General features: G+C 42.2%; 17 protein-coding genes and 2 pseudogenes. 9 read left to right on the top strand and 10 right to left on the bottom strand.

Features of this window, described 5'->3' with window-relative positions; all coding sequences use genetic code 11:
- Positions 1 to 247 precede the first annotated feature (247 nt).
- The 9 genes from ACIFSR_RS23685 to ACIFSR_RS23645 form a co-directional block, all read right to left on the bottom strand.
- The gene (locus tag ACIFSR_RS23685) at positions 248 to 1,684 is read right to left on the bottom strand and encodes a response regulator transcription factor (protein WP_430060331.1); all 1,437 of its coding nucleotides are present in this window, start codon (positions 1,682 to 1,684) and stop codon (positions 248 to 250) included.
- Positions 1,674 to 2,687: a sensor histidine kinase gene (locus ACIFSR_RS23680; protein ID WP_430060328.1), complete on the bottom strand. Its 1,014-nt coding sequence runs from the start codon at positions 2,685 to 2,687 to the stop codon at positions 1,674 to 1,676. Before ACIFSR_RS23680 ends, ACIFSR_RS23685 begins: the two co-directional genes overlap by 11 nt.
- A gap of 121 nt (positions 2,688 to 2,808) precedes the next feature.
- On the bottom strand, positions 2,809 to 4,398 hold the full coding sequence (locus ACIFSR_RS23675) for a DUF4091 domain-containing protein (protein ID WP_430060325.1): 1,590 nt from the start codon (positions 4,396 to 4,398) through the stop codon (positions 2,809 to 2,811).
- Between the two features lie 30 nt (positions 4,399 to 4,428).
- Positions 4,429 to 5,394: a metallophosphoesterase family protein gene (locus ACIFSR_RS23670; protein ID WP_339204185.1), complete on the bottom strand. Its 966-nt coding sequence runs from the start codon at positions 5,392 to 5,394 to the stop codon at positions 4,429 to 4,431.
- A gap of 180 nt (positions 5,395 to 5,574) precedes the next feature.
- Positions 5,575 to 7,179 carry a helix-turn-helix domain-containing protein gene (locus ACIFSR_RS23665; protein WP_339204186.1) on the bottom strand — a complete coding sequence of 535 codons (1,605 nt, stop codon included), beginning with the start codon at positions 7,177 to 7,179 and terminating at the stop codon, positions 5,575 to 5,577.
- Between the two features lie 78 nt (positions 7,180 to 7,257).
- Complete coding sequence (locus ACIFSR_RS23660) at positions 7,258 to 8,985, bottom strand: sensor histidine kinase (protein WP_339209715.1); 1,728 nt, start codon at positions 8,983 to 8,985, stop codon at positions 7,258 to 7,260.
- 119 nt (positions 8,986 to 9,104) lie between these two features.
- Positions 9,105 to 10,628, bottom strand: coding sequence for an ABC transporter substrate-binding protein (locus tag ACIFSR_RS23655; RefSeq protein WP_339204187.1), 1,524 nt, complete (start codon positions 10,626 to 10,628; stop codon positions 9,105 to 9,107).
- A 53-nt stretch (positions 10,629 to 10,681) separates the two neighbouring features.
- Positions 10,682 to 11,572: a carbohydrate ABC transporter permease gene (locus ACIFSR_RS23650; protein ID WP_076267726.1), complete on the bottom strand. Its 891-nt coding sequence runs from the start codon at positions 11,570 to 11,572 to the stop codon at positions 10,682 to 10,684.
- Between the two features lie 37 nt (positions 11,573 to 11,609).
- Complete coding sequence (locus ACIFSR_RS23645; RefSeq protein WP_430060320.1) at positions 11,610 to 12,479, bottom strand: ABC transporter permease; 870 nt, start codon at positions 12,477 to 12,479, stop codon at positions 11,610 to 11,612.
- A gap of 335 nt (positions 12,480 to 12,814) precedes the next feature.
- On the opposite strand from ACIFSR_RS23645, the gene ACIFSR_RS23640 reads away from it, so the two are divergent.
- The 5 genes from ACIFSR_RS23640 (at position 12,815) to ACIFSR_RS23620 (ending at position 18,744) form a co-directional block, all read left to right on the top strand.
- Entirely contained in the window at positions 12,815 to 13,717 is a 903-nt protein-coding gene (locus ACIFSR_RS23640; RefSeq protein WP_339204189.1) for an alkaline phosphatase family protein, read from the top strand.
- The gene (locus ACIFSR_RS23635; protein WP_339204190.1) at positions 13,710 to 14,678 is read left to right on the top strand and encodes a metallophosphoesterase family protein; all 969 of its coding nucleotides are present in this window, start codon (positions 13,710 to 13,712) and stop codon (positions 14,676 to 14,678) included. The genes ACIFSR_RS23640 and ACIFSR_RS23635 overlap by 8 nt, the downstream gene beginning before the upstream one ends.
- Positions 14,679 to 16,384: 1,706 nt before the next feature.
- Positions 16,385 to 16,732, top strand: coding sequence for an AMP-dependent synthetase and ligase (locus ACIFSR_RS23630; protein ID WP_339204191.1), 348 nt, complete (start codon positions 16,385 to 16,387; stop codon positions 16,730 to 16,732).
- Between the two features lie 21 nt (positions 16,733 to 16,753).
- Positions 16,754 to 16,936, top strand: coding sequence for a manganese catalase family protein (locus ACIFSR_RS23625; RefSeq protein ID WP_430060466.1), 183 nt, complete (start codon positions 16,754 to 16,756; stop codon positions 16,934 to 16,936).
- 128 nt (positions 16,937 to 17,064) lie between these two features.
- Positions 17,065 to 18,744 (top strand): ribonuclease J, encoded by a 1,680-nt coding sequence (locus ACIFSR_RS23620; RefSeq protein ID WP_339204192.1) that lies wholly within the window; start codon positions 17,065 to 17,067, stop codon positions 18,742 to 18,744.
- Between the two features lie 160 nt (positions 18,745 to 18,904).
- Here ACIFSR_RS23620 and ACIFSR_RS23615 read toward each other — a convergent pair whose 3' ends face one another.
- A complete protein-coding gene (locus ACIFSR_RS23615; RefSeq protein ID WP_339204193.1) occupies positions 18,905 to 19,105 on the bottom strand; it encodes a hypothetical protein in 201 nt (66 codons plus the stop codon).
- A gap of 148 nt (positions 19,106 to 19,253) precedes the next feature.
- Between ACIFSR_RS23615 and ACIFSR_RS23610 the strand changes: the two genes are divergently transcribed.
- The 4 genes and pseudogenes from ACIFSR_RS23610 to ACIFSR_RS23595 all read left to right on the top strand — a co-directional run.
- A complete protein-coding gene (locus tag ACIFSR_RS23610) occupies positions 19,254 to 19,493 on the top strand; it encodes a glycine zipper domain-containing protein (protein ID WP_339204194.1) in 240 nt (79 codons plus the stop codon).
- Between the two features lie 976 nt (positions 19,494 to 20,469).
- Positions 20,470 to 21,129, top strand: a complete 660-nt coding sequence (locus ACIFSR_RS23605; RefSeq protein WP_430060314.1) for a DUF2238 domain-containing protein — start codon at positions 20,470 to 20,472, stop codon at positions 21,127 to 21,129.
- A gap of 88 nt (positions 21,130 to 21,217) precedes the next feature.
- Positions 21,218 to 21,304: pseudogene (locus ACIFSR_RS23600) on the top strand (DUF3231 family protein); the annotation flags it as partial.
- A gap of 35 nt (positions 21,305 to 21,339) precedes the next feature.
- Positions 21,340 to 21,795: pseudogene (locus tag ACIFSR_RS23595) on the top strand (L,D-transpeptidase family protein); the annotation flags it as partial.
- Positions 21,796 to 21,846 lie beyond the last annotated feature (51 nt).

Raw genomic sequence — 21,846 nt, 5'->3', positions numbered from 1 at the left:
AAACCCAAATGAATGATCGCCTAATGTATAAGGATTGGAGTATATTTGAAAGCGGTTACATTTGGTTGTAATCCTAATTATAAGAGATTGGTTTAAAGCGAGGTATCTGTACAAATTCATACTTTTTCTACATAAAAAACCTAAACGATAAGGTCCATCAAATCTCATAATAAATAACGATAGATTATCTAAAAATTTTACATACTACTACACCGTGAACAGGTATACCCTCTAATAAAAGAAGCACCTACGCGAGCTTCATCTCCGCACGGAACCTTGATGGCGTGGTACCAACAACTTTTTTGAAAATTTTTGTGAAGTAGAAATAATCCTGATATCCCGCCTTTTCTGCAATTTCACCCACCATTAAATTAGTATTGCCAAGGAGTTTGCAGGCATAGGTAATGCGTAATTTGGCGATATATGCTGTAAACGTCTCGCCTACTTCCTTTTTGAATAATTGACTGATATAACTAGGGTTTGTATAAAACTTGATCGATAAGCTCTGTATCGATATATCTTGAATGTAATTTTGATTCACATAGTTCAGAATAGCTCTAAAGGTTTCATTGCTAATTTCTTGTGAGACGTTTTCGGTCGCTTCAAGAATATATCTGCTTACATATTGACGTAAACAATGAATCATTTCAGATAGGGAGCCAAAAGAAGCAAGCAGCAGTTCATTGCTATATAACATCTTATCGGACAACTCAATTCCAAATTGGTACATGAATGAAAGTACGATATTATAAAGCTGGAGTGCATGGCTCATAGTCAGACTGCCTTCTCTGAACAGGACGAGTACTTGGTCAAAAGCAACATTCGCAGCAGCTATATCACCTATTCGAATAGCATCATCAATTCTCTTCAGCATTTCGTTAAAAGGTTTGCGTAGCGGGTTTTTTTTGCGAAATATCGCTGCTTTACCAGCAATAAAATAATGATCAGCTAATGAATTCGCGATTTCAACCGATTCCTTTAGTTTCTCTATTTCTGTTATTTTTTCACTTACGCCAATTCCACGGATCCGATCAGGCATCCCTTTGCTTATTTCATTAATTGTCTTCTCCAATTGAGCCCATGCCACGAGATACAGAGACTTTGATCTTCCGATCTTAACCTGCAAATAGTTCTCTGAAGCCTGTACTGACTCATTACCGATAGTGGAACAGACGATTAGGCCAACTCCATCATTAAAGCCATCGATTAGGCCATATTGTTCGAGCTTGTGTGTAAGCCTATTGCGATTCGTTTCGTTTGGTTCTTCCAAAAATAATTGAAGTGGATTTTCAGCTGTCTCATGTTGTGCTTCATTATTTTTCTTAAATTTGCTTAGGATCGATATAATATCCTGTTCATCGAACGGCTTAAGGCAATACGCAAGCGCACCATAAGTGAGCGCCTTCTGCGCATAAGCAAATTCTGCATAGCCGCTTACGACAATAAATTGCGCTTTATGCGGAAGCTCACGTGCTTTTTTGATTAGCTCCAGACCATTCATACCTGGCATACGGATATCGGTGAATACGATATCGGGAAGTATAGCTTCAAACATGGTCAGTGCCTCTGTCCCGTTATGAGCCATTCCTACAACCTCAAACCCATTAGCATGCCAATTAACACTCGCCTTAAGACTCTCAGCAACCCATGCTTCATCATCAACTAGCAGAACCTTATAATACATTCGAAAATTCCCCCTTCGTCGACAGCTTCACCGTTACCCGAGTTCCTTCACCTTCCTTGCTAGCAATATCAAGTCCATACTCTGAACCACAAATCAGCTTGATCCTTACATTCACATTGGCAAAACCGATGCTGTTATCTCTCTCGCCTATCAGCAATCCACTCGGCTCCGAGTCCGACAATGTAGATTGGACCCGCTCCAGTTGAGCTTGATTCATCCCTACCCCATCGTCCTCAATGACGATAATCAAGTCTCTATACACATCCAGATAAGCACTTATCCTTAATAAACCTTGCTTTTCATTTAACTCTAGTCCGTGATAAACCGCATTTTCGACAATTGGCTGCAAGATCATCTTCGGCACATGGCAGTTGCGGGCAAGACCATCAATATCAAATTTCACATTAAAGCGGGTACCAAAACGCAGCTTTTGAATTTGTAAATATGACTCGATGATAGAAAGCTCCGTGTCCAGGGGAACATTTCCTCCCCCCTTAACGCTGTAATGAAATATACTTCCAAGCAAAGCGGCAGCCTCTCTAATTTCAAGAACCCCTTTTACTGCAGCCATTCCTTTGATCATTTCCAGCGTATTATAGAGAAAATGAGGATTAATTTGGCAGCGCAGGTATGCAAGCTCAGCTTTCTTCTTCTCTAGCTGCATGAAGGAAAGCACCGCATTTGTATCCAGAAGCTTTTTCGCTAAGGAATCGTTCTTGTTAAGCAAAATGTTGCTTGAAATAATAGTGAACATAACTGCTGCGAAAACAGCTCCAAATACAAATATCCAAATAAAAGAAAAACGAATCGCTTTCATGTCGCGCATCAGTGCGTCTTTAGGGATCATATCTACAATCTCGCTCGAATATTTTTCACTGTTTGAGCTAATGATCTTAGCCATTTGCAAATAACTGGTGCATAAGATGAAAAGTAAGACAAAGGTGATGGATAACGCGATTATGGATAACTGTGAACGAATCGAAAGCTTACGCAGCAAGGACACGTCTATCGCTCCATTCTCATGCGTAGGTTGATGAAAATGATGTGGGGACTCCCCACTAAGAAACTGATAAATAAAAATATCAAGCGCTTAGCAGGAAGTTATGGTGTTAGTAAGGTATGAATCAGATGGATGCGGCTTCTAGCAATCGTCGATGTACTTGCTGAAATGCTGCTGCATCGGTATTTGCTTCTGTAAAGCTTGTCATGCAGGAGTTTACTAGCTCATCCGCTATTTTACGGTCAGCTTGAGCTATCTGTTGAAGCAATTCATAATCCTCAATGCCCATCCTCATCGACTCCAGCCTCATGCTTAGCCAAGGTCCATCCGTACCCGGATAGACGATATGAGTATCGCCGGCAGGCACCCTTTTGGCGTGAACGCTTGGAGCAAGCATGGGATTTGTCAATTCAAATGGATCTTGGCCTTCCAGGTAATAATTCAATCCCCAGTGGAGATATCCATTCATTTTGTATAAGTAATTGCCCCAGTGCAGAAATCTTGTTTTGAGAAGCGGAATATCTAGAAAGCGATTCATATAATGACCGCCTGGGTTCCAACATGTATAAAACCATAGCGTATCGCCGCCAGCCTGGATTCTTTCGTAAGCTGATTTGTTACGATCATAGTCCCTATTCGTGGGCACCCAAATATCTAATGCCCCTTCCAGTTCCGTATGAATGATTGCGTCAATAAGTGGTACCCCCGGCATGAACTTTCTAACTATGCCTGCCAAGACCCGATAATCTTGAGCCGACTCTTCAAGCGGTTCATCAGCAATATGCTGTACGGTTAAGCTCAACCAGCCGTTAGTGGCAAGGAACTTGTTCCAGGAAGATAGGTATTGCGATATAAATGTATAGCCTTCCGGGCTTGTTGCTTTCATGTTGGTATCATAGTTTAAAACGAAAAAAGAATCGTCCCAGCCTCTTCGACCAGCTATATGCCCGCCTTCTATACGGGTGAAGCCCAGACCTAGAAACATTTTGATTAACGTTTCGACACGCGAGAAGTCAAATTCATAGCTTCCGCTTCCCGTTTCCTTGATATCAACCAATTCCATGCCAACTAAGAAATGAGTTTGACGAGTCCGGCGCATCGCTTCTCCGTATTGGTAAACCATGTTCCAGAAGGGCTCCGACCATTTTTCGAGGTTATGCCACTTTGCAATATTTCCAAATGAGAACCAATTCGTAATCGACAGCGTTTCCTCTTTGGCAACTTTAGCTTTAAAGACCTCTATTTCAACAGGAATGACATAGCTATTGCCATCAATATGAAAACGGAGCTCTCCGACATGCTGATGTGGATTTGCGGATTCGTCCACTTTCCAGCAAACATATAGGGCATCTTTTTCAGCACGCGCTTGGAATTCCTCACCGACCGGCTTTAGAGCATCGTACACACGGAACGGCGCAAGTCGTGTTACATAATCGGCTGGAGTACCTACAGGTACGGTGGAATAATCAGGCCCTGTATTCTCATTCACTTGAACATCAATTAGCTGATACATGGACGTATTCTTCACAAATTCAGACTCGGCCGAGACATATTCCCATGTTATTTTCACATTAGAAGGGAGCCCCTCCATCAATATTTGACAGCCAATATAGGTGCCTCGCGCCGTCTCTAGATTAATGCTTCTCGCCCCTGCATTTGATAATTCAGTATCCGGATAAACCCACTCATTCACATCGAATATTTGCCAATTCATCAACAAGCCTCCTCGCACAAGCTTTTATAATTAGTCGGACTGGTTCGGATAATGCTCAGGCAAAACCGCAATCGTTCCGTCATTTTGGCGAATCCATGTATCGAAATTCCGCTCGCCTGCCTTTAATCGGATAACTCTTGCTCCCGTTTGAAAATGATCCTTGCGGACATTATCAACATAACTCACATATCGCGTAGATCGGCCATAACAAAGGCGGATACCATGCAGCGTTCCGCTAAAGTCATTCGCATGATCATGACCAACAAATGTCCCCATTACATCTCCCATCTCCACCATCGCCGAGAAGAAACCGGAATTTATAACCGGTGCGCTTACTCCATCAAAGCAGTGTCCCAGACAAGTCTGATTATTCCATACCTCTTGATACTCCGGCAGAGGAATATGAAAGAACGCCAGTGCTGGTAAGGGCGAATCATTGTTAATGGACGACAATTTCTGCGATTCGGAGACATACCATTCAATTTGATCTCTTTGAATCCAGTCATAGCCGCCAACCGACGGGTTAGAAGAATAATCACCGCTGTCCAGGAAATACAAAGCAGCGGCCGTTTCATCATTTTGGTCAAGAAGAGTAATGATATAATTACCAGACCCGCTTACATTCGGTGGATCGGCTTCAGCGACACAGTAGCTGTGGGCTAGCTGTTCTTCATGCATTTGATCACGAGAAACGGCTCCTTCTGAATCATGATTGCCGAATACAGCTGCCCATGGTATGCCGCTCTCCTCCGCTACCGCGACAGCATCGCGTAAGGATTGAATCGGATCATTTCCTCTGGCGCTAGCTGTAACATCACCGGCAAATACGATTAGATCCGGCTTCTCTTGTTTGATAACGCTTTCCATTGTCGCCCTTGTCATGCGATTAAATTCCGGTGTATCCGGGTCATAATCTCCCGCGTCTATAAACTCCACATCGGAGAATTGGACAATGACGAAGGTACCATCCTCACGAAATTTCATTTTATTGCTCATCCGGCTGCTCTCCTTTCACTGTAAAGAATGCTGTACTTGAATTGTATGAACACAGCCCATTTCACTCTACCAGAATAATGACTATCTACTAACAGACTGGTGACTTCATTGCTTTCTATAAACTGCGGCAAAAAAAAAGCCGCCCAATTAATCGGGCGGTGATGAAAAACAACGAACAATTCAGCTATTCGAGCTGCTTGAAAGCTTCCTAAACTGCTGGGGGTTCGCTTGATAGACACGCTTGAACATTTTAGAGAAGTAGGAAAAGTTACTATATCCAATCGATTGAGCGATCTCTGAAATCGGCATTGTCGAGCTGGCAATCAACGCTTTGGCAATCCGCATCCTCTCGTTAAGCAAATAATCTGTAATACTCATCCCTACCTCCTTTTTAAACAAACGGGAGAGATAAGCAGGATTGAGATGAACGTATTCTGCGAGCATTTCCCGGGTGATATTCTCCCTGAGATGATCAGCAATAAATGCTTTAAGACGCGGAATGACTGACTCTTCCTGAAAGAGATAGCAATATACCTTTTGAATCAGATTTATCCCCCACTCTTCCATCTGCTCTAGCGTACGCGGAGGCGCTTTAATTTGAGGGACTTTAGTGTCTTGAAGCAGTTGATGGGCAGAGAGACCTTTCTTCTGCAGCAGGTAGTGAATCATCTGCAGAAATCCCTGATAATAGGCTTGCAGCGCGTTTGCACCAAATCGTCGATCCGAAGCCAGCTCCTGAAGACTATTCCTCAGCTGCTGAACCAGTTCTTTTTCTTTGCCGTTTTCGAGCAGCAGCGCCCAAGCCGTAAAGTCAGGCAAGCAAGGATCTGGAAAAGGATCTGGACTCTGCTTGCTAAGCCAGTTCAGCTGATTGGACTCACTGAGATTATTGTATTCCATGGACAACAACGTCTTATACATCACCGTTAGCTCATGCAGTTTCACAGGCTCACCGATGTAGCAGGATACCGTACAGTTTAAGTATTGACTGCAAGCATCAATATACATGTTGCATCTATCACCAATACGATCACGAAGCGTGAACTCCTCTTCCGGTGAGAAGTAGAGGATAGCCAACGTGACACCGTTCTTGGTCTGAACGACCTCTCCTCGTGAGTCGGCAATCAACAGCTCGGAGGAGGATTGACGAATGGCGTACTCCATCACTTCCTCATCCCGCGTGCTGAGTTCCCGCTTCCAATTTTCTACGCTGACTATGACTGGAAGCAGTCGATCATCCAGCTTCAATGTTATGCCGTACTCAGCTGGCAGGCTGCAGTTGTCATTCTCTCTAGCCACAATACGTTCTGAAAGCAGATCGTACCAGAAGCGTTCGCTAAGCAGCGTCTTTTTTTTGTTCCACAACTCATAATATGGTTTGTATTGTTCGCTCTGTACCAGTTCTGCACTCTTCTTATTCACACTAAGGATAGCTTTCCGGATCGCTTCTTCCAAGACTTCATATTCCACAGGCTTCATCATATAGTCAAAGCTGCTGAGCTGGACGGCCCGCTGCATAAACCTAAAATCGTCGTGAGCCGTCAAGAAGATCGTCTCCGTATTCGGGGAATTCTCGTTTACCCACTCTAGCAATTCGATTCCTGTGTTTTTCGGCATTTCGATATCACTAATCATGATTTGAATTTCTTGCTCCTCAAAGATCTTAACAGCCTCTCTCATGTTATAGGCATCGAATACCGCAGAGACACCTAGTGCATCCCAGTTGATTGCATCCTTTATCCCCATGACGGAGTACATCTCATCATCAACAATCAGAACCTGCAAGCTCTTCGCCTCCTGCTATCATGATAAATCTATTGGAATCAAAAACCTATCTATTATAATCCGAGTCAACGCTATACCCTAATCTACTGGAGCCTCGACAGGAATCTCCAACTCTATTAGAGCGCCAGAGCCAGCGCAATTATCGAATTCCAAGCGAAAGGTGTTACCGTAAAGAAGCTGCAAGCGATGATAGCTATTCCAGATGCCCAAATGCTGGTCATTTGTTTGATGGAAATAGTGACCACTCCGTAAGGAGTCCAGCAGCTCTTGCGAGAATCCACTGCCGTTGTCAACAATCCGAATGCGGCAACGTTTTTGATCGGTATCTATTATGGAATGAATCTCAATATGAAAAGGATCATCCATGAAGTCGAAACCGTATTTGATTGCATTCTCGATAAAAGGCTGCACGATCAGGGGAGGAATCTGTACCTTCTTCGAGTCCTCATCCATCACAAACCGATAGGTTATCCTTTCGGGAAAGCGGAGCTGCTGAATACGCAAATAACTGTCCATATGTTCCATCTCTTCGGAGAGAGTAACAAACTGCTTGCTCGTTTTGGTCGTAAAGCGAAAGTATTTCACTAGATTAAGGCACATCGCTTGAATTACGGAATAATTTTTGAGCTGAGCAAGGTTATAGACCACATTAATGCTGTTGAGCAGGAAATGCGGATTAATTTGCAGCTGTAAATGCTTAAGCTCCGCCTTATGAGCTCGAATATGTTCTTCATAAACGTTAATTTTCAGTTTTTGAATTTGATGCGCCATGTCATTGAAGGTTTCATTGACCATATAAAACTCCCTAGAAGGCGAATTGTTCAGCCTATATGCCCAGTCCCCTCTTTTGAGAGTGCGCATGCCTTTTATTAATTCATTCATCGGCCTGAGAATAATACCGTTAAGATAAATCAAATAGAGAGAGAGCATCACAACGGCAAATACCGGAATCCAAGCAATAATCATACGAAAACGAGCAAGATTATGAAGCATTCGCTTTTCCGGAATGAATGCAGCCAGCGTAACATCTGTTGAGATAATTGGATTACTGACGACAATGTAGGTATCTTTCTCTCCCATAATCCTCTGGTATTTCTCGTAGAAGTCAATAAGAGGAGGATCGGCGAAACCGCCAACATCGAAGCTTCCGGTGATCAGTTTCCCCTCACTATCCGCAAGAGCAGCAAAGCCTTCTCTTCCCAGCTGAATTAGATCCAGAGGAATCATCAGCTTTTCAAGGCGAACCCATGCTCCCAAGTATACACCAGCGCCCGAATCCACAATGCGTACCAAGCCATGTATGTTACCAGAGCTAACTACCCTCCACCCTGAAAATAATGGGCTGCCAGGCTTTACTGTGTCAAGCAAGTCCTGAAGGCCTTGCTTGATGGCCAGATTTTCATCGTAAGAGGCTGTTTTGATATTGGTATGAATCAGATCAAGATATGCGTTAGAATAGGCGAACTGAATATCTACAGTGCTGTCAAACCGATTATATCGGCTTAAGCTGTTCAGGATCCGCATCTTGGTCAATGTATATTCGTTAGAGTTGTAGACCATCTTGTTCAATGACAGAATATCCACATCCGCGGTTGCTAAATCGTATAGAAAATTAGTTTCTATGCCAAGCGCAGTCTGGATCTGGTTAGAATATAGTGTGATCATACTTTTGCTCGACTCCGCCGCTTGTTCTCGTACGGAATTGGAGGCCGTGTAATTACTGTAAAGCAGCAGACAGACTAGAGGCAACGTAATGGTAATAAAGCCGACCGTTAACTTGAAACGCAAAGAGCCTTTAGGATTCATCACAGTTCTTCCCCTATTCCTTCATGTCGGTATACCTTTTGCATTTTATTATGGCATATCTCATCAGGTTGGAAAAGAAGGAGGAGTTGGAGGTTTACTCTCCAACTCCTGCATATAACTTATTTCGTATTCGCTTTGGCCCACTCGTCTAGCTGGCGCTGCTGTTCTTCCAAAATTTTCTGGTATCCCGCAGCATTACGCTTAGCTTTATACTTGGCAATTGTTCCTTCCACATCATCGACAGCACCTGAGTTCAGAACCATCTGGAACTCTTTATCTACGTTACCGACTGCAGCCTTCTCAGCCTTAACTGGTGCCTCATCGAAGGTAAAGCCAAGAGCGATAGAGCGTTCGGAACTTTCGTTGAACTTCTCGAATTGTTCCCACTTGTCAGCGTCTTCGTTTGCCCACAGGTATGAGATGAACTGATTTCCGAACATCCAACCGCCTGGGCTCGGGTAGCCTTGTGTCTCAGCTGTTACGCCTTCTGGATAATCAATGACGTTGTCTGCTTTTTTAACATAGTGCGTACCTTCAATTCCCCAATCCAGCATATTAAGAAGCTTAGCATCCGTATACAACATATTAAGAAACATCATTGCTCTCTCAGGATCCTTGGAAGTACGGGAAATCGATAGCAATGCTCCATTTGCTTCACCTGTTGTTGTATAAGGTAGAGCTGTCTCAACTTGTACGAGCGGAAGTCCCATTGTTACAGACATTTCTTTATCTTTACCAGGCTTCAATGATGAACCGATTGCAAAGGCTTTGCCGGCTTTCATCATGTTCTCTGCTTGACCGCTAGAATCTGAAGTCATAACATCCTTATCGAACCAACCATTAAGATTCCATTGTCTCATACGCTTAAGAAAATCAATAAATTTAGGGTCTTCTAGGGTATCAATAGCTTTCAACTCTTTGCTGTCACGTGAAATTATACCGCTATCGTAATTAGCTGCTCCCCAAGTGTTTGCAAATTTATTACTAACAACGGGTACTATACCTTGTTCTTTTTCTTTAATTACTTTAAACATTTCTTCCATTTCCTCCAGAGTTTTAACTCCTTCAGTATTGAATTTATATTTATCAACCAATTCTTTGTTTAGAAGGAAACCAAAACCTTGTGCGAATTCCTTTTTGGTAGGAACGCCATAAGTCTTGTTGCTAATTTGTGCGCCTTTCATAAAATCATCGCCCAAAATGGCAGGGATATCTTTACCGTGTTTTGCAATGAGATCTGTCAGTTCTACAAATTGTCCTTTGGATACGTCTAATCCATAACCAAACCATCCGGCAGTAAAGATGAGATCAAAGGATTCGCCGGAAATTTTCATCAGGTTAGTCTTGTCTGTCCAAGAGCCCCAATCAATCGGTTTTAATTCGATAGTTGCGTTGATTTTTTCTGTTAAGTATTTGCTCATTTCATCCTGAACAAGCTTTAGATCCTTAGGCACAGCACCAGGATAAATCAATGTAATTTTGTAAGGCTTGAGACTTGCAGCATTACCAGTCTCATTGGATGGTGTGTTATTAGTATCCTCTTTTGGAGTGTTGGAACCTCCTGTTTTGTTCTGTGCGCATCCGGACAGAACTAGCATAACAATGATGATCAGGGTTAATCCGATTTGCAGCTTTTTCTTCAACGTAACCAATCCCTTCTTCTCTTTGTTTTTATCGGAAACCTAGATGCGTATTCTTAACCTTTAACCGCACCGCTGGTGATACCGCTGATGTAGAATTTTTGAAAGAATGGATAAGCGACCAGGAGCGGCGCGACGCCGATAATGGCGAGTGCCATTCGAACACCTTCAGTTGGCATTTTGGAAAGAAGTTCGCCTACCTGACTGGATGTATCCGCCTTCATAATTAGAAACTGTACATTATTTAGCGTCTTGGTCATAAGGTACTGGATATTCATCAAATCTGGTTTATCGATAAACAGCATACAGTTGTACCAGTCATTCCAATAAGCTAACAAATTGAAGAGAGCGACTGTCGCCATAATTGGCGCTGAAAGCGGCACCACTAGCTTCATGAAGATAGTCAGCTCGCTCGCCCCGTCGATCGTGCCTGACTCAACGATAGATTCTGGTATCGTGTTGGCAAAAAAACTACGCATCAACAAAACGTTAAAGGCACTCAGTAATAGATTGGGTATAATCATGCCGAACAGTGTGTTTTTGAGCCCAATCATTGTCACATAGGTGATATACCAGGGCACCATGCCTCCACTAAACAACATCGTGAAAAATAGAAGAAATGACATCGTGCGGCGCAGCGGCAAGTCTTTGCGTGATAACGGATAAGCGAAGAGCGCCGTTATAAACAAGCTGACCGTTGTTCCAATAAGAGTTACGAGAATGGTTACTCCATAAGATCTCGCAATCTGACCAAAGTCATTAAATAAGAACTGATAAGAGGCGAAATTAATTTTGCTTGGAATTAAGCTGTATCCGTTCTGGGCAATCGAACTCTCATCTGAAATGGAGACCATGAATACTAAAATGAACGGGAATAGTGACGCTATGCTGAAGAGCACAAAGAACAGATGAATAAGTGGAGATCGTAAACGTGATGTAACTGGCATCTGCTTGATGCCTCCTCTCTTTATGAATTTTTATCGATTAGAATAACGCGTCATCCTTGCTGATTCGGCGAACTGCGAAGTTTGCCCCTAAGATCAAGAAGAAGCAGACAACAGATTGATAAATACCAGCGGCAGTCGACATTCCAATGTCTCCACGCTCAATCATTGCCCGGTAGACAAATGTATCGATCGTATTAGTTGTAGGCATTAACGGACCTGAGTTCATCGGTACTTGATAGAATAGACCGAAGTCTGAACGCATAATCGAACTGATCGCTAGCAGCGTCATGATGATAATCATTGGCGAGATGAGTGGAATCGTAATTCGAGTCATCTGTTTCCATTTGTTAGCGCCATCGATGGTTGCCGCTTCGTAAAATTCCTTATCAATACCGATAATGGCCGCAAAATAAATAATTGCCAAATAGCCGACATTTTTCCACGCATTCACAATAACCAAAATATATGGCCAGTAATCCGGCTCATTGTACCAAGAGATTGACTCGGCGCTAAACCATTTGTCTAACTGCCTATTGATAAGCCCGCTATCGGTATTTAGAAAACTGTATACCAGATAAGCTACAACTACCATTGAAATGATATGTGGCAGCAAAAACGTGCTCTGGTAAAAACGGGTGATGACTTTATCTTTGATCTCGTTGACCAACAGTGCGGCAAGAAGCGCAAAAGTGGTATTCACAACGATGAAAAACACGTTATACATAATCGTATTTCTCGTTATCAGAAAAGCATCGGGAGAACTGAACAAAAACTTAAAGTTGTACATTCCAGCCCAAGGACTGCCCCAAATGCCATCTACATAGTTCAGTTCCTTGAAAGCTAAGATGACTCCGTACATAGGAATATAATTGTTTAAAATCAAGTACGCTAGCCCGGGGACCATCATAATGAGTAAAGCCCTGTATTTCTTTATATTTTTTTTGAATGTTCGCATTCGGCTACTCATAGTTGTGGATGTATCGTTTGATGCAAACGCCGTCATAAGGCTCACCCTTTCATGTTGTCGTTCTCTGTCTCTCATTATAGTGGGCTGTTAATCATGTGAACTACTATAATAATGACATATCTTTATCACGCTAATGACTAGTTTTCTCAGAGCATGAATTAGGATATTGACGGTTATAACGGGTGCTCTTATGCTAAAAGCGTGAACTGGTCGTGCCGTTTCCTATTAATGGAAGACACGTCCTTCACGAGAGATTTAATATGAGGGAGTGAAATATGATGAAGCAAACTAAGGCTGTACAGCGGGTATTTATTCTTGGAATGGATGGTGCGGGTAATTTCGTACAGCAAGCAGACACACCGAATCTAGATGCTTGGCTTCCACGTGGAGCCTACACCTTTGATGCGAAGGCGGAAATGCCGACGATCAGTGCAGAATGTTGGGGATCTGTGCTTCATGGGGTACAGCCTGACAAGCATAAATTAAATAATGAGAAGGCAGCAACGCTATCCTATCCGAGTGATTCTCCCTTTCCTTCCCTCTTTCGACTAGTAAGAGAACAACAGCCAGAGGCTAAACTTGCTTCCTTTAGCAGCTGGAGTCCGATTAACTCCGGTATTATTGAAGATAATCTCGGCGTACATAAAGTTTCTTTGCCGGATGCGGAGCTTGTCTCTTCTCTTCTCGTATACATGGAAGAGAATCAGGATGTTCGTCTGTTATTTCTACAACTGGATGAACCGGATGGCTCTGGACACCGTTACGGCTACGGAGATGATTGTCCGGAGTATTTAGCTGCGATAACGACTTGTGACGAACTAATCGGCAGTGTGTTGAAGCGATTAGAGAAGTTAGGTCTTATGGAAGACAGCTTAGTTGTACTTCTCACTGACCATGGCGGAGGCGGTGATAACAAATACAGCCATGGCAGCGCCCATCCAATGGACCGTGACGTATTCTGGGGCTGTATCGGACCTGGGATTAATAGCGGTCTTCTAAAAGGACCTGTATCCATTACAGATACAGCTGCAATTGCTGCACTTGCGCTAGGTTTAACCTTGACTCAGCAATGGGATGCTCGCTTACCAGATGGATTGCTTGATGACACATGGGCATTCAAGAGCATTACTATCGTCGATAGCAAAGCAGCTGCCGCTGAGGAGTCCCACAATGGCTAAGTCGCTGCGGTTTCGAGAAGATGGGAGCTTCAAAATTGTGCAGTTCACAGATCCCGAATTTTCTTCATACGAAGCGGAAGAACAAAGGATGGAAGCTATGATGCTAGATATCCTGAAAGACGAGCAGCCTGATCTGGTCGTCTACACAGGAGATGTTATCGCTTCAGCTGGTCACCCTAACCCGGTAGTCGCATTTCGACGCGCTTGCTCAGTGCCTGAGAGCTTGAACATCCCTTGGGCTGCTGTGTTCGGCAACCACGATACGGAAGGAACCGTCACGCGGGAGCAGCTTCATGCGCTGCAGCTGACCTACCCACATAATTATGCTAAGCCTGACCCACCTGGCATTCATGGCTCCGGTAATTATGTCCTTACCGTAGAAGGTAAAGAACGCGAAACGGCCGCAGCCCTTTATTTTCTGGATTCAGGCAGCTACTCTCCGCTGGAATATAGCAGAATGGGCTATTATGATTGGATTCGCCGCGATCAGATTGATTGGTACACACGTGAGTCCTATCGACTTACCGGAAGCAATGGCGGAACGCCGCTGCCCTCCCTCGCCTTTTTTCACATACCGCTTCCTGAATATAACGATGTATGGGACTTCGGTGTCTGCTATGGAGAGCGTAATGCTCCCTTCTGCTGCGCGCCTTGGGTGAATTCCGGCTTCTTCGCAGCTATGATCGAGATGGGCGATGTCATGGGCACCTTCGCTGGCCATGACCACGGTCACGATTTCTGGGGCGATTGGCATGGCATCCGTCTTTGCTATGGCCGCACGACCCGAAACGCATACCTGGATCGGCCCTTTTTAACAGGAGCAAGGGTCATTTCCTTGAAAGAAGGAGAACGAAGCTTCGATACTTGGCTGCACTTAGAGGATGGAACGGTGCTGTCAGAGCAGCCTAAGCATGAGCCTGAGGGACGTACACCGGAGAATGTTGCTATTTACTTAACATAAGCAGCACCGATTCGAAAAGAAGCTACTTTATGAATTTATAATCATTAACGATAGTTGCAATTCATATAAAGAGTGGCCGATTCAACTGTTCAAACCAATCGCTGCAGGAATTCCAAAGAAATACCTTCAGCATCCGACTGAACGGATATCGCTTACGTTTGGATTGATAGCAAACATAATTGTTATGGTTAACACAATCAAGTGGTTCTCTACCGAGTTCTTCGAAACTGTCAGTTTATAATGAAAGTACTGTAAAAAAAGGTTTAATAGAGCATCTGGAATTTAGTTGAGGCACCTTCAGATTAGTAGTTAAAAACACTTTCCGTAATATATACAAATTGATTGTATCTTCATTCAAGCTTCATAACTTGCCCAAAACCTGATGTTTCTTATAATAAGGTTTGGTGGATGAGAGGGGCGGTACCCTTTATAGTCAATTATTCGTTATTGACATCTATACTTTATAACTCGCAAAGTTGTTTTCTATCATCTTGAACCGGAGGATCTGAAGAAAACTCCATTCCTTGTTTCGCTTATTAGTGTCCTTCTGTATGCCTCGCCAAGAACCCATCCAGGATCTCTGCCATTGGTCCGTTTTCTAACGGTCCTTTTAGTTCGTTCCTAACCAACAGCAAAGCGGCTGCAGGAGGCATATGGATTGTCCGTAGCGCTTCGACCAGAGTATTCTCTTCGTCACTTAATCTTTTTATGTACTGTAACTCTATCGGTTCAGGTGTTATCACCAGTGTTTCACTCTCTTTCAGGGGTGGTTTGTCCTACCTAATCATGGCATCATTAATTACCAAATTATTCTGTTTGACCATGTTTTTGTCATTCGTCCTGGCAAATTACAAGGAAGTGCTGTCACATTCACCTTTATCCAATAAAATGTAGCCCGTAGCTTTAGTATTAGCGATTGTAATCGCTATTAACCAAGAAGTACGTTAAAGAATTGTTTACCCACGTTCAATTAGGCATCAACATGGAGAGAAATAACTCGTCTTAAAAACAGTAACAGATGTTATTTTACACTTCTTATTTTGAGTAAGTCCTCTACAATTTCCGTTTGATGAAAAAGGCAGTATGCCAGAACCTTTTGGTGGACTGCCTTTTTGCTGTCAAATATGTCGCCCTGGCTTGAGCACAGGTTAATCATCTTAATCTAGAGTAGTACTGACACTGATTGATCTGGCTATCCGTCGTCGCACTCCCGCTCTGGACTGACGGACAGATATATGACTCAACCTTGGGAATCGAGTTCGAATGCTTGATCGTAGCGGTTTTCCGTTCGGAACGTTGGGTTGGTGGGAAGTCCGAAATTTCCGGATGAATGGTGATAATATGTACAATAGGGTTTTGTCACTTGGTATCATAGACTGAGTATGGATCAACGATCTTTTGGCAGACTGTTCTACTTGCTATGCGATGGCGTTAGCGCTATTGACTGGCAATTTCCTTGAAACACTTGGTTGGATAAATCAAATCTTATTGGTCAATTTAAACAAGGTTTCCGTCATGGATTAGCTATGCTTGATAATTTTGGAAGGCGTAAAACTTTTCGAGTCTACAATTTTATTTTCTCAACCTTATTGTGCTGTATGGTTTCTGGGAGCTAATTAAATTTAGAAGAAATTGAATATTCCATCTTAGTTTGAGTCATTCTAATCAGGTCAGAAAATCCAAAATATCCAACAGGAGGAATTCATTTGTACCAGTTTCAGTCCAACAATCAGATTTCGCAACAACTTGCTCATGCCGAACAACTTATCCAACAATTGGTGAACCAAACTCAGCAAGCATCAGGGCAATATCAACAATTGTTAAACCAAGAACTCAATAATGCAAAAGCACTGGAACAAATAGCACAACGTGAACAGCAAGCCGCTCAAATTATACAAACCGCTCTGCAAGGCCATCAAACAGCACTTCAACAATTACACCAAATCTCAACCATCTGCAACCAAGTGGCTCAGTCATCACAAACACAAATGACTGCATATTCAGCTATGAACAACCATCAACAACAACAAGGCTTTAACAACTATTCTCATTAATGAAATAGGAATAAGGGATAAATTTCATTTCTAAAAGAGGGTTTAATTAATGAAATCGCTGTAGTTAGACCCTATCTAGCCGTTGCTAATGTTCTTCAGAATACGCTCGGCAGTCAGTTTCGTGAACTGCGCACCATGATGCAGTATTCCTTCCAAAGCAACAATACTCGCGGAAAACTATACTTCCGAGTGAACATAGTCTAGTTTTTTACGATTTGAATGCTAGGATTTTTGAATATAAGCTGCTTCCTGATAGGAAAAACCCTGTTGAAAAGCAGGGTTTTTTCCTGTTTTGTATAACCATTTACCAATGATGCGGAGGTTTGTTGGAGATGAATAATAAAGAGTTGAATAAACTATCTATTTTTGCCCTTGGCGGTGTATTCGAAATCGGAAAGAATATGTATGTCATCCAATACGCTGATGACATCATTGTCATTGACTGTGGCTCTAAATTTCCAGACGAGAGTCTGCCCGGCATAGATCTAATCGTCCCTGACATTTCCTATTTGCTGGAGAATCAAGAAAAAGTACGCGCATTAGTGATCACGCACGGACATGAAGATCATATCGGCGGAATTCCTTATATATTGAAACAGCTAAATATTCCTGTATATGGAACTCGTCTAACACTCGGTTTAATCAAGGGAAAGCTAAACGAACATCGTCTCAAAGGAGCCTTATTTCATGAAATTAAAACAGACTCATTTATTGAATTAGGAAGAAGCTTTCAGCTTTCTTTTTTTCGTACAAACCATAGCATTCCAGACTGTGTTGGTATCGTATTAAAGACGCCAGAAGGTACGGTCGTTCATACGGGTGACTTCAAATTTGATCTCTCTCCTTCCAATAAACAATTCCCAGACATTCATAGGATGGCGAAAATTGGTGAAGAAGGGGTGCTTGCTTTATTATCCGAGAGCACGAACGCTGAGCGACCAGGTTTTACTCCTTCTGAACGATTGGTAGGGGAAAAAATCGCAGATGCTTTTCAGAAAGCAACAAATAAAATATTTTTGTCCACCTTTGCTTCCAACATTAATCGCTTACAGCAGGTTGTGGATGCTTCTATTCTAACAAACCGCAAGCTCCTGCTGCTTGGTCGCAGCATGATCAACGTCGTAACGATTGCTCAGGAGCTCGGTTATATCCACATTCCCGAAGGCATGATCATTGAAGCAAAAGAAGCCAATCACCTCCCGAGAGAAAGAGTTGCGGTATTGTGTACGGGAAGTCAGGGTGAACCGATGGCTGCACTCTCGCGTCTCGCTAGCTCCACCTATCCACATACAGAAATATCTTCTGGTGATACGGTTATCCTCGCGTCATCACCAATTCCAGGGAATGAAAAGAACGTTGCTAGCATGATAGACCATCTGTATATGCTTGGGGCTCATGTTATTCATGGATCAGGTGTAGCGACAGGAATGCATGTGTCTGGTCACGGCAGCCAAGAAGAGCTTAAACTTATGCTTACGCTAATGAAACCAACCTATTTCATCCCTATCCACGGAGAATATCGCATGTTATACCAGCATCGCTTACTTGCTGAGTCTGTTGGAGTAGAGAAGGATAATATATATATAATGAATAACGGAGATGTTCTTGACCTATCAGGAAATCAAGTACAACAAACACGTAAAGTTACCGCAGGTAATACACTTATCGATGGTTTAGGCATTGGCGACATCGGAAACATTGTATTACGCGATCGAAAACATCTTGCCGAGGATGGCATCCTTGTTGTTGTTGTCACTCTTAGTCGTATAGAAGGCTCCGTACTATCCGGGCCTGATATTATTAGCAGAGGTTTCGTATACGTTAGAGAATCCGAAGCTTTATTAGGCGAAGTAGGTCGACTTGTGACGAAAACCATTGCTGACTTACAGGAAAATGGAAACGACGGTAAATGGTCTATATTAAAACATCGTATTAAAGAATCTACAAGTAAGCTGCTTTATGCAAAAACAAAAAGACGGCCAATGGTTTTACCAATCATCATTGAAGTGTAATGAATCCACATAATTACAAATCCCCCTTGCTTCAATTTAAGGTATGGTATTATCCCCTTTAAGTAGACACTCAAAAAACTTCGTGTTGTTACATGAAGATTGAGTGAACCTTGGTGGGGATATTTTCATTGCAAAAAAGAGACGTGTTTTTGTATCCATACTAAAAATCGTTTCCGAATTCGTGAGTCATCCTTCCAGTAAACGTCTCTGAATCTGTTGGGGCATCATATTTCATTTTTGTATCAAATCTTCCCCATATTACAGAATCCAATTCTGCATCCAAAATGGTTGCAGCATGTAATATACTCTCCGATTTTAATTCATCCAAGCATTGAAGCAGCGAATTCAGCATGCGAGACATCCTTACACATCCCTTTGTCCGGATCGATTACCGCGCAATAGCTTCAAGCTCATCAAGAAATGAATCCTTTCATACTATTTAGGACATGATATTCATTGTGACTACGGTAAATATAGCAGCTGTCTTTAAAACGAAGGAGTGAAATTAAATGACTAAAAATGAAGAACTCAATCGAAATCTTGATTCTGACCAAAATAGTAACAATACGGATGAAGCTGACATCGGAAAAGCTGTAGGAACGGCGGGTGGTATTGCTGCAGGTGCAGTCGTAGGCTCTGCTTTGGGTCCTGTTGGAACTGTTGTTGGCGGTATCGTAGGCGCAGCATTGGGAAATAAGGTTGGAGAAGCTGCTGACGATAACAACGACGAAGCTCACCGAAAGGATTAAAATGGTTAGTCACCAGATTCAGTTAGGTAATAGATGTGTGAATGCAATTAAAATTGTTTTGAGATGGTTAAAATAAATAAATCTTCACTTCCTAATGCTGCATTTCGAATTAAATCGAATATGCAGCATTATTTGTTTTTAAATTAGGTGAAAATCTAAATATCAATGGCAAAATAAGCTAGTCAAAAAAACAAATTACAAAAACTTGGAGGAACAACAATAAGCAAACATTCAAAATTCACAATTCACAACAACTCGCTCATGCTGAACAACTTATTCAACTTATCTAAGTCCGTCTAGCCCTCCCAAACATCTGGAGGGTATTTTTTATGTAAGGTAGGACCGTTAGCTTCATACATTCGGCTGCTCGGGTACTTCTTCCGTTAAGCATCCCATTAAGTCCTTCCATGTATTTCTGTATTCAACGAATTTTGTTGCTCTATCGCACTCACAGCAAGTCATCTATATAACCCTTTAGATACAACACTTTTGGCGAATGCACAGGCGATCTGCCTTCCTTAGACATAAAATAATCCATTATCATAAATTTCAGGAGGTCTTAGTGATTAGCATGAAGAAGAAATCAAAAAAACTAAAACCGTACATTCGATTAAAAGGCCGCCACATTGTAAGTACATTTAATGAGCTTGATCTTCTGGAACCTCGTCCAAATAAGCAATTAAAGTCTTTACTCCACCAGATCTATAATTACTTACCGTCTGGATCATCTAAATGACTTCTATTCCAATTGGGTTGTCTGGGATTAATACTATCCCAGCATCCCGTTTAGAAAGCACCACGTTACTTCTCTTGCATCTAGCACCTCCCACGGTCTTAGGTATTCACTCTTTTTTTGCTCCGATAATTTTGGCTTCCACTAAAATTTGATTTGCTGATTCATTTCTTGCCAGCGTTCTGTATTTATTTTCCTATAACCGGGAATCATACGATCACCAATGTAAGGAGTGAAATTCCCATGACTAAAGAACGAATGGACTGGACAAGTACAAGCATTCCTTTTGCTCGAAATAAACCTTTAAAATTCATGATCTTCATCTTCATTCTATTTTTTGGTCTTATGGCCATATCACCCACTGAGCGTTCTCAATGGCTAGCTGATAGCTTACCGCTAATCTTGGTTATCCTTATCCTTATTTTTACTTATAAATGGTTTCGTTTTTCAAATCTGTCCTATCTTCAGATGCTTGTTTTCTTTTGTCTTCATACTTATGCGGCACATTATACATATGAAGGCACACCATTTGACCATTGGCTAAAAACATTATTTCATACAAGAAGAAGCTATTACGATCGAGTCGTTCATTTCTTCTTTGGATTGTTCTTTGCTTTTCCATTCTATGAGATTTTAAAATCCAAAGTTAAGTTACACGGAATTTGGTCAATAGCTCTGCCAGTTGCCGTTGTGCTCAGTTTTAGCGCACTATTCGAGATCTTAGAAATGTCTGCGGCCTTAGTAGCCGGATCTGGTGGCGAAGCCAAATTTGTTGGAATGCAAGGTGATATCTTTGATACGCAAAAAGATATGGCATTAGGATTACTTGGTGGAGTCGTATCGATGGGTATTCTGGTATGGATAATTTGGAAAGGTGATAATGCTGCTTCAGTTTCAGACTAATCTATATTTCGCCCAAATTCAAGGCAATTGCGTACATCTATGCATTATCCACTAATGGATATAATATCTCAGGAGGAGATATCAAAGACTTAAAAAAATACTGGATGCTCTCATTGATCAAGCAAAGATGGAGATTGAAGAATGTGATACATTGCTTACTGATAACGGAATTGCTTTCTACACCCCAATTCTTAGATACAAACTAACAAGGAATACAAAGTCGTATACAAGGGAGAAAACTGGGGTCCCTCTTTTGGTCCACGATGGCTAGGATTAAACGTCCCTTGGGGGAATTATGGCATTCACGGCACGAACAAACCGTTTTCTATCGGGCAGCATTTGAGTCACGGTTGTATACGTATGCGCAACAATGATGTCATTGAATTATTCGAAATGATTCCACTCGGGGCTAAAGTAACGATATATGGACACATATTGGGGGATCCGAATCATGAACCGAGGGATTTGGCGGAAGGTGACGTCGGAGAAGATGTACAACTAATTCAGTCTCGTTTAAAGGGCTCCGGATACTTTAATGGAATATATAATGGAAAATTTCGCTCGAATACAACCACAGCTGTAAAACATTTTCAACGTGATCATCATTTGGCGCAGAACGTTGTTGTATCAAATAAGGTATATGAGGAATTGGGATTGTTGGAATAAAAGAAACGTGAGAGCCCAATGACGCAAAACATTTTCCGCCACGCCTTTAAT

The sequence above is a fragment of the Paenibacillus sp. NRS-1760 genome (assembly GCF_050467785.1).
Taxonomy (GTDB): Bacteria; Bacillota; Bacilli; order Paenibacillales; family Paenibacillaceae; genus Pristimantibacillus.
The sequence above is the reverse complement of the archived record's forward strand: the minus strand, read 5'-3'. Positions and strand labels throughout refer to the sequence as shown.

Bases quoted from the DNA above. Each gene is read 5' to 3' on its own strand.
- ACIFSR_RS23685 (WP_430060331.1), bottom strand. From the start codon at position 1,684: ATGTATTATAAGGTTCTGCTAGTTGATGATGAAGCATGGGTTGCTGAG.
- ACIFSR_RS23675 (WP_430060325.1), bottom strand. From the start codon at position 4,398: ATGAATTGGCAAATATTCGATGTGAATGAGTGGGTTTATCCGGATACT.
- ACIFSR_RS23670 (WP_339204185.1), bottom strand. From the start codon at position 5,394: ATGAGCAATAAAATGAAATTTCGTGAGGATGGTACCTTCGTCATTGTC.
- ACIFSR_RS23660 (WP_339209715.1), bottom strand. From the start codon at position 8,985: ATGAATCCTAAAGGCTCTTTGCGTTTCAAGTTAACGGTCGGCTTTATT.
- ACIFSR_RS23650 (WP_076267726.1), bottom strand. From the start codon at position 11,572: ATGCCAGTTACATCACGTTTACGATCTCCACTTATTCATCTGTTCTTT.
- ACIFSR_RS23645 (WP_430060320.1), bottom strand. From the start codon at position 12,479: ATGATGGTCCCCGGGCTAGCGTACTTGATTTTAAACAATTATATTCCT.
- ACIFSR_RS23640 (WP_339204189.1), top strand. From the start codon at position 12,815: ATGATGAAGCAAACTAAGGCTGTACAGCGGGTATTTATTCTTGGAATG.
- ACIFSR_RS23635 (WP_339204190.1), top strand. From the start codon at position 13,710: ATGGCTAAGTCGCTGCGGTTTCGAGAAGATGGGAGCTTCAAAATTGTG.
- ACIFSR_RS23620 (WP_339204192.1), top strand. From the start codon at position 17,065: ATGAATAATAAAGAGTTGAATAAACTATCTATTTTTGCCCTTGGCGGT.
- ACIFSR_RS23615 (WP_339204193.1), bottom strand. From the start codon at position 19,105: ATGTCTCGCATGCTGAATTCGCTGCTTCAATGCTTGGATGAATTAAAA.
- ACIFSR_RS23610 (WP_339204194.1), top strand. From the start codon at position 19,254: ATGACTAAAAATGAAGAACTCAATCGAAATCTTGATTCTGACCAAAAT.
- ACIFSR_RS23605 (WP_430060314.1), top strand. From the start codon at position 20,470: ATGACTAAAGAACGAATGGACTGGACAAGTACAAGCATTCCTTTTGCT.